The organism is Thiomicrorhabdus marina, assembly GCF_017571465.1.
GTDB lineage: Bacteria > Pseudomonadota > Gammaproteobacteria > Thiomicrospirales > Thiomicrospiraceae > Thiomicrorhabdus > Thiomicrorhabdus marina.
In genome coordinates this window covers 118,517-133,632 of the sequence record NZ_JAGETV010000007.1, presented here as the reverse complement: position 1 = coordinate 133,632, position 15,116 = coordinate 118,517, and the positions used below count along the sequence as shown (strand labels likewise).

General features: G+C 45.3%; 15 protein-coding genes. 8 read left to right on the top strand and 7 right to left on the bottom strand.

Features of this window, described 5'->3' with window-relative positions; genetic code table 11:
* Window positions 1–13: 13 nt before the first annotated feature.
* The 3 genes from J3998_RS13545 to J3998_RS06075 all read right to left on the bottom strand — a co-directional run bounded on the left by J3998_RS13545 (window position 14) and on the right by J3998_RS06075 (window position 3,514).
* On the bottom strand, window positions 14–139 hold the full coding sequence (locus J3998_RS13545) for an AraC family transcriptional regulator (protein WP_425086092.1): 126 nt from the start codon (window positions 137–139) through the stop codon (window positions 14–16).
* 255 nt (window positions 140–394) lie between these two features.
* Window positions 395–1,609 (bottom strand): alginate export family protein, encoded by a 1,215-nt coding sequence (locus J3998_RS06080; RefSeq protein ID WP_208148586.1) that lies wholly within the window; start codon window positions 1,607–1,609, stop codon window positions 395–397.
* Window positions 1,610–1,858: 249 nt separating this feature from the next.
* A complete protein-coding gene (locus J3998_RS06075; RefSeq protein ID WP_208148585.1) occupies window positions 1,859–3,514 on the bottom strand; it encodes a sigma-54-dependent Fis family transcriptional regulator in 1,656 nt (551 codons plus the stop codon).
* A gap of 169 nt (window positions 3,515–3,683) precedes the next feature.
* Here J3998_RS06075 and J3998_RS06070 point away from each other — a divergent pair, with 169 nt between their 5' ends.
* Window positions 3,684–3,881 (top strand): hypothetical protein, encoded by a 198-nt coding sequence (locus J3998_RS06070; protein WP_208148584.1) that lies wholly within the window; start codon window positions 3,684–3,686, stop codon window positions 3,879–3,881.
* Between the two features lie 106 nt (window positions 3,882–3,987).
* Here the strand turns inward: J3998_RS06070 and J3998_RS06065 are convergent, their stop codons facing one another.
* The 4 genes from J3998_RS06065 to J3998_RS06050 all read right to left on the bottom strand — a co-directional run bounded on the left by J3998_RS06065 (window position 3,988) and on the right by J3998_RS06050 (window position 7,708).
* Window positions 3,988–4,821 (bottom strand): ABC transporter permease, encoded by an 834-nt coding sequence (locus J3998_RS06065; RefSeq protein WP_208148583.1) that lies wholly within the window; start codon window positions 4,819–4,821, stop codon window positions 3,988–3,990.
* Complete coding sequence (locus J3998_RS06060) at window positions 4,818–6,077, bottom strand: ABC transporter substrate-binding protein (protein WP_208148582.1); 1,260 nt, start codon at window positions 6,075–6,077, stop codon at window positions 4,818–4,820. The genes J3998_RS06065 and J3998_RS06060 overlap by 4 nt, the downstream gene beginning before the upstream one ends.
* Window positions 6,078–6,139: 62 nt before the next feature.
* Window positions 6,140–6,985 (bottom strand): ABC transporter ATP-binding protein, encoded by an 846-nt coding sequence (locus tag J3998_RS06055; RefSeq protein WP_208148581.1) that lies wholly within the window; start codon window positions 6,983–6,985, stop codon window positions 6,140–6,142.
* 360 nt (window positions 6,986–7,345) lie between these two features.
* On the bottom strand, window positions 7,346–7,708 hold the full coding sequence (locus J3998_RS06050; RefSeq protein WP_208148580.1) for a hypothetical protein: 363 nt from the start codon (window positions 7,706–7,708) through the stop codon (window positions 7,346–7,348).
* 318 nt (window positions 7,709–8,026) lie between these two features.
* Between J3998_RS06050 and J3998_RS06045 the strand changes: the two genes are divergently transcribed.
* The 7 genes from J3998_RS06045 (at window position 8,027) to glnT (ending at window position 15,020) form a co-directional block, all read left to right on the top strand.
* A complete protein-coding gene (locus J3998_RS06045) occupies window positions 8,027–9,013 on the top strand; it encodes an ABC transporter substrate-binding protein (protein WP_243750615.1) in 987 nt (328 codons plus the stop codon).
* A gap of 88 nt (window positions 9,014–9,101) precedes the next feature.
* Window positions 9,102–10,115, top strand: a complete 1,014-nt coding sequence (locus J3998_RS06040; RefSeq protein ID WP_208148579.1) for a fatty acid desaturase — start codon at window positions 9,102–9,104, stop codon at window positions 10,113–10,115.
* A gap of 11 nt (window positions 10,116–10,126) precedes the next feature.
* Window positions 10,127–10,909: an N-acyl homoserine lactonase family protein gene (locus J3998_RS06035; RefSeq protein ID WP_208148578.1), complete on the top strand. Its 783-nt coding sequence runs from the start codon at window positions 10,127–10,129 to the stop codon at window positions 10,907–10,909.
* 24 nt (window positions 10,910–10,933) lie between these two features.
* Window positions 10,934–11,782, top strand: coding sequence for a sugar phosphate isomerase/epimerase family protein (locus J3998_RS06030; RefSeq protein WP_208148577.1), 849 nt, complete (start codon window positions 10,934–10,936; stop codon window positions 11,780–11,782).
* A 28-nt stretch (window positions 11,783–11,810) separates the two neighbouring features.
* The gene (locus tag J3998_RS06025) at window positions 11,811–12,752 is read left to right on the top strand and encodes a DMT family transporter (protein ID WP_208148576.1); all 942 of its coding nucleotides are present in this window, start codon (window positions 11,811–11,813) and stop codon (window positions 12,750–12,752) included.
* An 85-nt stretch (window positions 12,753–12,837) separates the two neighbouring features.
* Window positions 12,838–13,608 (top strand): creatininase family protein, encoded by a 771-nt coding sequence (locus J3998_RS06020; RefSeq protein WP_208148575.1) that lies wholly within the window; start codon window positions 12,838–12,840, stop codon window positions 13,606–13,608.
* Between the two features lie 50 nt (window positions 13,609–13,658).
* A complete protein-coding gene (glnT, locus tag J3998_RS06015; protein ID WP_208148574.1) occupies window positions 13,659–15,020 on the top strand; it encodes a type III glutamate--ammonia ligase in 1,362 nt (453 codons plus the stop codon).
* Window positions 15,021–15,116 lie beyond the last annotated feature (96 nt).

The window sequence follows — 15,116 nt, the reverse complement described above, 5'->3', positions numbered from 1 at the left end:
CTGGACAAACAGATTAGTGGCGATTCACTTTGGCCGATTTACCGGTTTCGTTTCTGAAGGCATCGGTTAAGTATCTTGGCGAAACGCCAAATTGCTGCACAATCGTTTCAATACTAAGCAAACTGACATTGAAAAGCACACCGCATAAGAAAGAAACCCATACTATGCAATCTATTCAGCCAACGGATGATGGCGCAAATAGCTCTCATGAATATAGATCGAAAAATCGCTGTGCACATCCTCAAATAGAATCACAGAATTTGTATAGTTTTTTACGAAATGCCGTTTATTCAGTATCCATGTAATATTCCTGTCCCCCCTTTCTTCATAACAAAAAAGCCCGGTTAAACGAATTAACCGGGCAAACTCAATTAGTCTTTTAAAAGTGTAGTCGTTAGAACTTCAACTCACCCCAAACCCATAATTTATCGGTATCTACCGCATAGCTATCCGCAGAATACGAAGCGTATTTAATTCCAACGGTGTAGTTTTTCCCAAGCTTCTTAGCTGCCAAAAGGTCAATCTCAGAACCGTAATCAATACTACCGATATCAGAGCCAAAATCATGATAAGCCGCAGCTAGCTTCATACCCAATGCCTTACCGGACACTTTCAGATAGTTATCAATCAAGCCATTAGCCGGTGTACCACCGACTGGCCCGATAAACATATCCGCCCAACCGTTATATAAATGAACCGTGCCGAGAGGCGTTTGAAATGCGCTACTGCCGTCTCCGCCAAGCCTCTCTTGACCAGCTAGTATTTTAATACCATTAAACGTCAGACCCAGCTCCGCACGGTGGTAATCTCCACCAATATTATTACTGTCTTTATAGTCGCTCTGATCGGCATATTCTAGGTGGTAACTTAGCTTGATACTTTCGCTCAATCCGGTTTTACCTGCCAAACGCAAACCAACCGTCTGGCTGTCAGTACCAACTTCGTAATCCAACAAATAACCATAGGCGGTCAGCTTGCCAAAAGGAATTTTGGCGATTTCTAACTTACCGGCATGGCTAGTCATATCAATATCAACACCGACCGGATTCAGAACATTATTGATATAGGCGTAATCGAATTTAAATCCTTTCAGAGCCGCATTCAGACTAAGGCCGCTATAAATCTGTTCTTGCTGACGCCAACCGACATTTCCTAAAAAGCGAGTATCCATAATGATGCGCTGATGACCATATTTGAGTTTTAAACCTTCAGTCTGATAAGCAATCCATGCTTGATTCAAGGTCGTCAACTCTGGGTCAAGAACCACGGCTTTAGTGCTTGGCGTATTGGCATCTGGCCCGGCAGGAACCAGGTAATCATTGCGCTCATATGCGGTATTGTTCGACATCTCAACAAAACCGCTAAAACCGTTGTAATCACCAGTCAAATATCCCAAACGGGTACGTAAAGTCAAAGCAGAAGCATCATCGCGCCCTTCTTGCTCAACGCCTTCATAACGTAAACGAAAATCTAATTTTGCGGTACCGCCGGTAAGCGCTTCGGTAAAGCTAGACGCATAGGCAAAGCTTGGCGTTATTGCCATAGAAGCACCTAAAGCCGACAAGCCCAAAATAGAATAAATATGACGAGTCATGACATGTTTTTTCATTGCTATCTCCTTGTTAAAATCCAAGTTTCAATAGCCCTAAAAATGCCACTATTAACATTTACTTATATTTCAACAACTTAACTTATTTCCAATAAAAAACAATAACTTATCAAAAATACAAACTAAACAAATCTGTAACAAAGCGATAGTTCATTTGATTAACTATGTTTATCAATGTATATAAAAAACCCCAAAACACTTAAGCATTTCGGGGTCTTTTCTCAGTAACTGTACAGCTTTTAAAGCCGGCTAACTCAGTCCTAATTTTTTAAAACGATAGTTGTATTGTCTTGGTGTCATATTGAGCATTCGTGCGGCGTGACTTTTATTACCGTGCGCGCGCTCTAAAGCTTGTAACAAGACATCTTTTTCTGATTCACTAACTTTCCAGTAACTGCGTTTCATCTCAACATTTTCACGCACTGACATAGGTGGATTATGCATAGGCACTTCATATTGAGGCTCGACAACGCGCACTTCTTCATGCACGGTGACCGGTGGCAGAGCTGCCGGCTCACGCGCTTGCGGCGGTGCACCATTGAAAACGATACCGCTCTCTTCCCGAATAATGCGCTGAATTAAAGCATCGGTAATCATCTGCGCATCTTCAGCCAGTAGCACCGCGCGTTTAATCACGTTCTCTAACTGACGAATATTCCCCGGCCATTCGTAGCGCTCCAGAAACTCCAGCGCACCACGATCGAAAATCACGTTTTGGTGATACTCTTGGTTGGCTTGGTTAAGGAAATGACGTGCCAGCAGACGAATATCGCCATCGCGATCACGCAACGCCGGCAACTCAATCGGGAAAACATTCAGACGATAGAACAAATCCAATCGAAAGTTACCATGATTAACCGACTCTTGCAGATTTTTATGCGACGCGACAATAATTCTGACATCGACCGGCGTCGCTTTATTGGAACCGATACGAGTAATGCTTCGATCTTCCAAAACACGCAGCAGCTTCGCCTGCAACCCCAAATCCAAATCACCGATTTCATCGAGGAACAAGGTACCGCGGTGCGCCATTTCAATCTTCCCAGGCTTGGTCGAAGTCGCGCCGGTAAAAGCGCCTTTCTCATGCCCGAATAGCTCCGATTCCAACAACTCTAACGGAATCGCTGCACAGTTAATGGCGATAAAAGGCCCGTCCTGACGACTCGACGCCATATGCAACATGCGCGAGAATTTCTCTTTACCTGTACCCGATTCCCCCTTCAGCAACACCGTTACCGAAACATTCGCCGCACGCGCGGCCTTACTTAGGGCACCCATTACCGCAGGACTTTCACCGATAATACCGTACTGACTACCTTGACTGACCGCCATGGCGCGAAGCTGTTCGTTCTCTTCTTTAAGCACCTGCGTCTGCTTTTCGATAATGGCATTTACCGCCAGAATTTCACCAATAAACAGAGCAATAAGTTTAAGAATCCCTAAATCTCTATCCAAAGATCGTGAACGGTTTTTCAGACGGTTAACTGCCAGTACGCCAACAGTACGGCCTTTTCGCAAAATCGGCGTGGCAATAAAAGCGACCGTTTCTTGCGGTAGCGTCGCGCGGTCGACGGTTCGACAAAGGTAATCATCTTCCAAATCGATATTGGGAATAATCACCGGCATGCCCATTTTCATTACCTTGCCGCTAATCCCTTCATTATCGGCAAAGCGACTGCGCGAGATTTCCAAATCGGTCAGACCAAATGAATAGACCGCTTTGAGGACATGCTCACCCTTCTCGCGCAACAAGACACGACCACGGTTCAACCCCATCTGTCGCGAAATCAAACTTAAGATATTGGTGATCGCCTCTTCCGGCTGATGCGCCTCTTCAATCTGTTCCGCAGCTTGTCTGATTACGATATATTCGGAATGATCTGCTATATCCAATGAATCTGGCATATCGCCCTCGCTGTTCTTTATCTGTGTTGTGGTGCTTGACTAAGGAATCACCTTTATCTACTCACCACGCCTTGAGCCTACCTACTTAAATATCCCACAAAATGTTAAACGGGTTATTCAGTGTCGACTGTTTATTATATGATTGGCTTTTTCGCAAAGGAGTTTCACCATGCCGCTTGCCTGTCAGTATTACAGCGAACTTGAAGTCGCTGCCATGCATCAAAAAGATGTCACCCTCATTGAAAAGGGTGAGGTGATTTACCAAGGAAAAGTAAAAACCTTAACCACCAAGGATGGCAAAGAATTTCTGGTCACACCGGAAGATAAAAACATTCCTCTCGACAATGTCGAGCAAGTCATTACCTAACCCAAAAAACACTCGTTTAATACTTTATTTTACAGACAAAAAAGGGTCTGCCAATGCAGACCCTTCCGGTTTAATCATTCATGTAAGATTAAATTCTCTCTATCCATTAGCTTGCATGCCATGAATAACGTTTGATTAGGAAGACGGCAATCGCATCCAGTAGGTAACCGATTACACCAATCACCACAACCATCGCTGCCAAGGTTGCATAATCCAAGGTATCACGAGCGTCATTGATTGCGTAACCAAGACCTGAAGTCACCCCTAGATATTCCGCCGGAACCAATACCACCCATGCAACACCTACCGCTAGTCGAATCCCAGCGAAAACATCTTGTGCGATGGCCGGCATAATTACGCGACGTAGCATCTGGAAACCATCTGCACCTAGATTACGTGCAACTCGGAACCAGTTCGGGTCGATACGTTGCACACCGTGCGCAGTACCGAAAACAATCGGCCAAACCGTTGCCATCACAATCAGGAAGATAATCGCACCGTCCCAAGTTTCAAATGCTAGTACCGCAATCGGCATCCATGCTAGCGGACTAATCATTCGCAAAAACTGGAATGGCATATTAGCAATCTGACGTACTGCTAGGAAGTAACCCATCATTACCCCAAGCGGTACACCGATAACAATCCCCCAGAATAGACCGACTAAGATACGCTCCAAACTGGAAATAATGGTTTCATTCAAGAACTCTGTGCCGATTAGCGACCAAAGTGCAGCCAGTGCCGGGCCCGGTGCAAAATCTGCAAACGCTTCGGTATCAGGGTTACTAGCAATAAGAATACCGCCTATCCACCACATAAGTAGCAGAATAGACATACCGATAACCGAATTAATGGTTGATTGCACCCAAAGCGGCATCTTTTTGAAATCTGCTGAAAGCTGAGAGAAAAACTCAGCTCGCAGCGCTACTTGTGCAGTGCTCATAGTTCAAATACCTCCTGACGGACGGTTGGGTTCGCAGGATCAACACCTTTGACCTTATCCCAAACTTGGTACTTGTCCATCGCATTTTTAACATACTCATAGTTCACCAAATCTTCGGTAACAAAGTCAGTATCCAACTCTTTTAGGAAAGTGGTATCACCGGTTACTAAAGTCTCTTTCAGCTGATCAACAATGAACTTGGTCGCTGAAGGATATGGGTATGGGTTGAAATCGATACGACCTACATCCCAATCTTCATGTTTGATTGCATCAGGATCTGCATAGTTTGCAGGGCTATAGTCAGTCATCGCTTTCAACACCGCTTTCGCTGGCATTGGCAGATAACGCTTACCGTCACGAGACAGCAACTTGGCGACTTCTTCTTTATTCTCTTGCGCATAAACCGCACCGCGAACCACGGCATTCATGACTTTTTGCGACCAAACTTTACGTTTTTCCGTGTGCTCGTCATGCATACAGACTACGCAGCAAGGGTGGTTTTTCCAAATATCGCCAGTAAAGCGCAACATCTTGGCACCGGCTTTCATTTCACCGAACGCATTAAATGGTTCTGCAACGATATACGCATCGATTTTCTTCGCTGCAAGTGCCGGCGGCATATCTGGCGGAGGCATAATTTGTAAGTTAACTTGGTTTGGTTTTAGCGGGTCGGTTTGATCCTGAATCACCGGTTCTAGACCTGCATTTTTCAAGGCCATCTGTAATACGATATTGTGCATTGAGTACCAGTACGGTACAGCGATTTGCTTCCCGCCCAATTCCTCAAACTTTTCAACGCCAGTATGCTTACCAACCACAAGACCAGAACCGTTCGTGTGCGCCCAACCGGTAATTTTGACTGGGAAGTTATTGTTATAACGCATCCAAACAGGAATCGGCTTCAGGAAGTGAACCAAGTTGAATTTATGTGCCGCAAAACCTTCAATCAAAGGCGACCAACCGCGAATCAATGTTGGCTTCTCGACTTTAAGACCTTCGTCTTCAAAGAAACCTTTAGCATGCGCAACCAAAAGCGCACTGGCATCAGTAATCGGTAGGTAACCAATGCGAACCACTTCGTCAAATGGCTCATCCGCAGCCATCGCTTGATTTGAAAAACTTAAACCGCTCATCGCAGCGGCTAAACCACCACCGGCGGCCATTGAATCGAGAATGAATTCACGACGTCCTTTCTTTGGGTTGAACACATAATCTTCGTGAGACATCGGGTTTTCTGGGCTGCAATACTGACACATAAAAATTCTCCTGAAAGCAAAAAACGATTTAACTACTGGTTATAAAAACTAAAAAATGGGGATTAAGACGCCTGTTGAAGCATTTTTTCAACTGACGGAGCTGTGGACTTTGGGCGCACCACCTCCAAACGCTCAAACGGCTTATCTTGCTTGGCCTTATCAATGGTTTCGAACTCGGCGAAAAGCTCATCTTTAAGCTCGGCGAATTCCGCACTATTGCGGTCACGAGGGTAAGCAAGAGGAATCGATTTTTCGCCGACAATCTGGCCTGGGTTGTGGCTCATAATGACCACTTGGTCTGCCATAGCTACGGCTTCTTCGATATCGTGCGTTACCAAAACCATGGTGATATTTTGATCATGACAAATCTGCGCAACTTCAGTTTGCAGCGCAGTACGAGTGAAAGCATCCAATGCCGAGAAAGGCTCGTCTAAAAGTAATACTTCCGGCTCGGTCGCCAATGAACGTGCTAAGGCAACACGCTGCTGCTGACCACCGGATAAAGCTTGCACGTTCTTATCTTTGTGCTCGCTGAGTCCAACCATGTCCAATAACTCTTCAACACGATCTTTCTTCTGGTTATAAGTTCCTGCGAACACCAACCCTAAAGCGGCATTTTCGCGAACCGTCATCCACGGATAAAGAGAAGGCTTCTGGAACATCATGTTCCATTTCGCGCTCGGCTTGGTCACCGTATGTGCACGAATACGAATCGCACCTTCAGTCGGAATCAATAATCCGGCAACCATCTGTAGCAACGTTGACTTACCGCAACCACTGCGCCCAATTAATGCTGTCAACTGGCCTTGCGGAATAGAAAGGTTAATATCATCCAACGTCGGCATACTTTGTTGACGATTGTAGTAATGGGTTAAGTCTGAAATCCAGATTGGTGACGCGTTTGACATGAGGCACTCCTAAAATTAATTACGAAATGCTTATACCATCTTGTTGACCAAAAATTATTTTAACCTTACATATCAATAACTTAATCAAATAAACCCTAATAAATAAAATGAATTAATACCAATTTAGCGCACAAATTGCACCAAATTATCAAACATTGTCACTGATTGTCACAATAAAGATAACTTTGCAAATATTTGTCGAAAAAGGGCAAGGGAAAAGCCTTTATACAAAAAGGAAAATCCATTAAACAAATACAAATAGAAATAAAAAGATAAGAACCGTCATTAAAGACGGAAAAAGACGAGCAAAAAATTATCTGGAACAGCAAACTGCTACAAAGAAAATACAGAGGTCAACTCTCAGCCCTGCTTGACACCACCTTCAAGAATATCGACAAACGCTGCAGGATTACAGGCATTCAAAGACTGCATCGCCATTCCCATCAAGCGGTGCAAAGACGTATTACTGATATGAACAGCCATGTCCTTTGAGATCACCTTTTCGGTTTTCACAACCTCCAAGGTCGGGCAAGTACAATCCACAACAAAATAATACCCCTGTTCTCCCCACTGAAAAACAGCGTCCTCAACATTTAAGGTAATACAGACTTCTTGCCACTGTCGCTCACACTCTTCTTTTGACTCAAACAAAGTCAAACTCGCCAATGCAACAGAGTGACGCAATGACACGGAAACAAGCCGCAACGATAAACCAGGTAACATATCTCTCCAAAAATACGTATTAATACATACTGATATTAAAACATAGCTTTAACTGCAAAATGCGATATTTGTTAAATTAAATTTACAATAAAGCCTTCTACAGCAACATTTATTACCTGTAACTGCGACATCTTGTACTCAGTCACTTTTGCACCAATAGCTAACAACCCTTCACCAAAAAAGGTCTTTACAAGACAACTTCAGCTAGCTAAAAAGCACTCCATCCCTCATGAAAAGGGAATTTTACATTTCTGGTACGACTACTGCTTCCACTTTATTACCAAATATAGTTTTCGTAATAATTATTGGAGTTCTAGCATGAAGTCGACTTTTCTTTCTAAATCTAAAAATATCCTTGCCGGTCTGGCACTTTCAGCGATGGGCTGGACAGCAAACGCGGCAGAACCATTAAAAATCGGTTACAGCGACTGGCCTGGCTGGGTAGCCTGGGAAGTCGCCGTCGAAAAAGATTGGTTCGCTAAAGAAGGCGTCGATGTGCAATTCGAATGGTTTGACTACGTGGCTTCAATGGATGCTTTTGCGGCCGGTCAATTGGATGCCGTTGGCATGACCAATGGCGATGCACTGGTAACCGGATCAACCGGCGCACCGAGCGTAATGATTGCAATCAACGACTATTCAAACGGTAACGATATGGTGGTTGCACAACCGGGTATTTCTTCAATCAAGGACTTAAAAGGCAAAAAAATCGGTGTTGAAGTCGGTTTCGTGGGTCATCTACTGCTGTTAACCGCGCTTGAAGAAAACGGTATGCAAGAGTCGGACGTCACTTTAGTTAACGTTCCTACTAACGAAACCCCACAAGTATTGGCTTCTGGCGAAGTTGACGCAATTGTTGCGTGGCAACCAAGTTCGGGACAAGCTCTAAAAATGGTACCGGGGTCAACCGCGGTATTCACCTCTGCCGACAAGAAAGGGATTATCTACGATGGCCTTTCTGTTAACCCTGCAAGCCTAGCGGCTCGTCATGCAGACTGGGAAAAAGTGGTGAAAGTTTGGTATCAAGCAGTGGGCTATATCCAAGACCCGAAAACTCGCGACGACGCTCTAAAAATCATGTCTTCTCGCGTTGGTCTAACGCCTGAAGAATATGCTCCCTTCCTAGAAGGCACCAAACTATTAACTCTTGAAGAAGCAAAGGCGGCTTACAAAAAAGGCACTGGGCTTGACTCAATCTTCGGTTCGTCAAAGGTTTCTGATGACTTTAATGTCAACAATAAAGTTTATGACACACCACAAGATGTAAATAGCTATTTTGACGGCAGCATTACCGAAGGTATGTAACCGTTCGATAACGGAAATAAACAAGAAAGCGGCCTCTTTGGCCGCTTTCTTTAACCGTTATTTAAAAATATTAAGTGAGTAAACCACAATGCCTAGTTCAGCAAAAACCTTTCGACATGATGATGCGTTGCTGCCAACCTTACTGGCAAGCAGCTACGTTTTAGCTGGCTACCTTCTTGGCGGCTTAAGCATGTTAACCGATGTTTGGTATTTGAATCTGTTCGGGGTCTTATGGTTTGCCCATTCCATGGTCATCGGTGCGTACCTTATCCACGAAGCGGCGCATCTCAGTATATTTAGAGAACGCAAACACAATCGCTGGTTTAGCGAACTCATGCTTTGGATAACCGGCTGTAGCTATTCAAATTTCGACGATATTTCTCACAAACATGCCCGTCATCACTCTGATCGAGCAGACATTGTCAGCTTTGATTTTCGTCCGATATTACAGCGTCATCCAGTTGCACTGAAAACATTACAAATTCTGGAATGGGCATATATTCCGGCTCTGGAAATTCTTATGCATGCCTTGGTGATTATCTTGCCGTTTATCAAACCAAACCGCCATAAGCGCCGTGCCCGAGTCTTATCGGTACTGGTTATCCGGCTGGCGCTATTCAGCTATCTGGCTTCGATTTCTTTGGATTTTCTCTGGCTATATGCCATCGCTTATCTGCTGTTTTTAACCTTTATGCGCTTTATGGATGTTCATCAACACACCTATGAAGTGTTTGAGACTCTCGACCAGAAACGCGGACCGGAAGCCAAACTTCGCGATAAGCATTTTGAGGAACACAATACCTATTCCAACCTCTTTTCGGTTAAACATCCTTGGCTGAATCTAATTGCCTTGAACTTTTCTTACCACAATGTGCATCATCGCCAACAACTACAACCTTGGTATCGACTACCAAAGATACATAAAGAATTATACGGCGCAGATCAGACACAAGTACTGACCTTCCGTCATCTAATGAAAAGCTTCCACAAGTACCGTGTGCCGCGAATTCTCAACGGCGATCCAATTAACCTGCCCGTAAAACACGATGAAGGCGAAAGCTTTATTGGTGTCGACGGTGTTTCATTTTTAACCGCCCACTAAGGAAGCCAGCGATGACTCAGGTAAGCAAATTCTGGTCGATTCTCACAGGTGAACACACCTACGAAAAGACACTTTCTACCCGCAATCACGGGCATGGTGAAATTATTAAAGCGCCGATCATGGCTTATCTGATTGAAACCAAAAACGGCAGAATCTTGTTTGATGTTGGCTGTGATTACCAAAAAATCAATCAACCGGAACTAAAAGCCCAATACTACGAGCACGAAGGCTTTCCTTTCGGGCCACCGGAAATGACCGAAGAACAACGACTACCAAACAAGCTGGAAATCCTCGGCCTAAAACCGCAAGACATTGACATGGTATTTTGCAGCCACCTGCATTTTGATCACGCCGGAGGGCTCTGCGAATTCTGTGGTGCAGAAGTTCATGTTCATCAACGAGAGATGCAGGCCGCTAAAGAACCCGCTGACGATGCTTATTTCGCCAGCGATTTTGACCTGCCGCTAAATTGGAAAATCCAAACCGGCGAATACGAATTGGTGCCGGGAGTGCATGCCATCGAAACCCCGGGACATACTGCCGGTCACATGTCGATGATGATTGAGATGCCGAAAGGCCCACCGATTATTCTGGCTGGTGATGCCGCCGATCTCCAAGAAAATATTGAGCAAGAAATCGCCCCCGGCTTGTGCTGGCAGGATAACGAAGCACTGGCTATAGACAGTATCCGCAAACTGAAAACGCTCAGCGAAAAAGAAAAAGCCAATCTTTGGCCGAACCACGACTGGCAGTTTTATCTGCAACATAATCGCTTTCCGAAGCACTTTGAATAACCACGCATAAGTGAAAGCCGCGCCATGAAACTGAAAACCTTTAAAACCCTATGGGGCAATAGCTTGCCGATTGCTCAAGCCTGTCGAAGTGCGACAGCAGCGGGATTCGACGGTATTGAAGCACGCGCCCCAAATCGCGAAAAACTTCCGGTTTGGATTTCGGCAATACAAGCCGAACAGTGCGATTACATTGCTGAAATTGTTTCTGGCGGAGACTATGTTCCTGACCGTTCTTGGACACCACAACAACATTTGGACGATATCGAACAACAAATCACGCAAGCTCTACCGCTCAACCCTCTTTTTGCAAACTGCATAGTCGGTTGCGATGCATGGTCAGAAACCGAATCTATCGAGTTTTTCAGCAAAGCGATGGCGCTTCAAGAGCAATACGGTTTAACGCTTAGTTTTGAAACCCATCGCAGTCGCCCAACTTATAACCCTTGGTCAACCTTGCGTATTGCACAAGCTCTGCCAGATTTAAAACTCACCGCCGATATCAGTCACTGGTGTGTGGTATGCGAACGCTTAATGGATTCGGAAAACGAAACCTTGGAACGCCTAATTCCGCAGATTCATCACCTACACGCTCGCGTCGGTTATGATCAAGGGCCACAAGTTCCCGATCCGCGTGCCCCGGAATATCGAACCGCATTGCAGTCACATCTTCGTTTCTGGCAAAAAATCATACAGTACAGAGCCTTCAATAAATCCTCGCAAACCACGATGACACCGGAATTTGGTCCAGACGGTTATTGCCATCTACAACCTTATACGCAAATGCCGGTGGTCGATATTTGGGAAGTCAATCAGTGGGTAAACCAACGCCTTAAACAAGAATTTTCTGAATATAACTCGATTGAAAATCGCTAACACTCTATAAAACGGAAATAACTTAACCATGCCCTCTTTCGCTGTCATTATTTTATTAACCACCGCTGTTATCTGGGGAATGACTTGGCTGCCCTTAAAAATTCTGCACGACTACGGCTTTAACGGCATAGCGATTTCGTTTTGGGTCTATGCCTTGATGTTTATCGCCATCTCCGCTTTTCTGTGGCGTTATCCAACGCAAATCAAACAAAACTGGTTGGCTTTACTTGGAATACTGTTGTTCGGTGGCGGCGCCCTATTAGCCTTTAATACCTCTATGATTTTCGGCGATGTCATCCGCGCTATGGTGCTGTTCTATCTCTTGCCGTTATGGGGACTTATCGGAGGCAGGCTGTTTTTGGGTGAAAAAATCACCCCGATTCGCAGTATCGGTATGGGCTTATCGATCATCGGTGCTTTTCTTGTGGTCGGCGGCTTTAATGCGTTTAACTCAGCACCGAGCTGGATTGATTTACTGGCAATCAGCGCCGGATTCCTGTTTGCAATGAATAATGTCATTTTTCGCGCCACCCCTGAATTACCGACGGTACTCAAACTGAATTTCATGTTTTTGGGTACAACCCTTTTGGCCTTATTAGCACTTCTGCAAATGGATCTCTCAATCGTACCGGAGGTCTCTAGCCATGCTTGGCTGACATTAATCGGTTTTGCCATGATTTGGATGCTACTGGCAAATTACGGAACTCAATGGGCAGTAACACAAATGGAATCCGGCAAATCCTCGATCATCCTTATTTTGGAACTGGTCACGGCCGTTGTCTCCGCCAGTCTGATTCTTGGTGAAACCATGAAGCCAATCGAAATGTTCGGTGGCTTACTAATCTTTATCGCCGCGTTATTGGAAACCCTCTCGGCCCGCAACAAACAACAAAGCAATAAAAAGCCTGTCTCACAAAACGTAGCAGCGATTCCCAAGTCTTATTTAGCAGATCAAAAGCTCAAAGATTAACAACCGAAAAGGTAAGACATTCGGAATTTTTTTACCCAAAAGGTATTACCTTTTCTAAAAAAGATAATAAAAAAAGGAAAGAAGCATGCAATGGCATAACATGACTTGGCCTGAAATCGCCAAATACGCACAAGCTGACAACTGCGCCGCTTTATTACCGGTCGGCGCGACCGAACAGCATGGCCCGCATTTAGGCTGCGGCATGGATTCGGAAATTGCCGACCAACTTGCTAAAGCCGTCGGTGATTTAACCGACATCGCTATACTGCCAACCTTACCTTACGGCTGCTCAATCGGCCACTCCAAACGTTGGCCGGGAACGATAGCCCTGCAACCGAAAACCCTAATCGATGTCGTCAAAGAAGTTGGCGACTGGGTCGCTTACAGCGGTTTTAAGCGTCTGTTTATCCTTAATAGTCACGTTTCCAACTTTGCTCCTTTGCGCTGCGCACTGGAAATGCTGCGAGCCGAACACGACGACTTAATGGTCGCTCTGATTAATTCAGCCACCGTCAGCGAGCGAGTCAAACAGCGCCATTTTGAGGATGCCGAAGACTGGCATGCCAATGAAGCGGAAACCTCGCTAATGATGGCGTTGGCGCCACAAATCGTGCGCCAAGACAAACTTACCGACAGCGACGACCCTGATCGCACCGAAAATTGCGTTTTCTCGCATCCGGTCAATCGAACCAGCGCCAATGGCGTCACCGGTAAACCAAGCCTCGCAACCGTTAATAAAGGCGAAGAGCTATTTGAATGGATGCGGGAAGACTTAGCCGAAACTATTCGCGCAGGGCTGAAAGAGCAACCGCCGCTACCGCATTCTTATCACCAAACATTAACCGATGACGAATAACGTCAGCGGTAATTGATTACTGAATCGCATCTTTAAATAGGAGAATGCAAATGAACCACGAAGTAGATGTCAAACAACTCAAAGAAGAATGGAAAGCGAAAGGCGTGAAATACTGCCTTGGCGCTTATGTCGATATTCACGGTATCCCGAAAGGTAAAGTGGTGCCGATTAATCACTTGGAACATATGGTTGAAGGTTCGGAACTTTACACCGGTTACGCGCTGGACGGTCTTGGACAAAAACCGAATGAAGATGAAATCGCTTCGGTTCCAGATTTAAACAGCGCCATCCAACTGCCGTGGCAACCGGAAATGATGTGGATGGCCGCCGACAACACACTGCATGGCGAACCATACGAAATCAATACTCGTGTCGCACTAAAAAAAGTACTGGCCGAAGCCGAAGAGATGGGCTTTGGTTTCAACTTAGGTATCGAATGCGAACTGTTCGTGCTGAAAGAAGAAGAGGACGGCAGCTTATCGGTGCCTGATCCGGACGACCGTCTGGTCAAGCCTTGTTATGACGTGCGTAGTTTTATGAACCGTTTCACTTGGTTGGATAAAATGGCGACCACCATTAACGACCTTGGTTGGGATTTGTACTCTTTCGACCATGAAGACGCGAATGGTCAGTATGAATTCGACTTCCAGTACAGCGATGCCCTAACCATGTGCGACCGCTTTATCTTCTTCCGCTATATGGCAAAACACTATGCACAAGAAGAGGGTCTCTTGGCAACCTTTATGCCGAAACCTTACGCCGACAAAACCGGGAATGGCGCGCACTTTAATATGTCGCTATTCGATAAAGAGACCGGCGAGAACGTCTTTAAATGCAAACCGGAAGACGATCCTCGCGGCTTAGGACTAACCGAACTCGGTTATCAATTTATCGCCGGCGTGATTAAACACGGCCCGGCGCTGTGCGCGGTCTTCTCGCCAACGGTAAACAGCTACAAACGTCTGGTTCGTCAAGGCGACATGAAAACCTTCTCATGGGCACCGGTATTTAACTCGTTTGGCTCTAACAACCGAACCAACTCGGTTCGTGTTCCGATGGGCGGCGGCCGTTTTGAATCGCGTAATGCCGACGGTGCGGTTAACCCTTATCTAGCGGCTACTTTGGTACTGGCAGCAGGTCTGCAAGGGATTCGTGAAAAACTCGATCCAGGTCACCCACAAGAAGACAACTTGTACGAATTGAGTGATGAAGAACGTTCTGCTCGCGGTATCGACTTCCTACCGCAAAACCTATTGGAAGCGGTTGAAGCTTTTGAGGCCGATCCGTTTGTTGAAGAAGTGCTTGGTAAAGAACTGAGCGATGAATTCATCACTTACAAGCGTCGAGAATGGCGTGAGTATCACGAAACGATTTCTGCTTGGGAAATTAAACGCTATAGCCACTTGTTCTAATCTCTTTCCTGTAAATGCAGTTCAATCTTGCATTTACAGGGATTAGTTTAAGACATAAAAAACGCCCTTAAAATTGAATCTTAAGGGCGTTTTTAT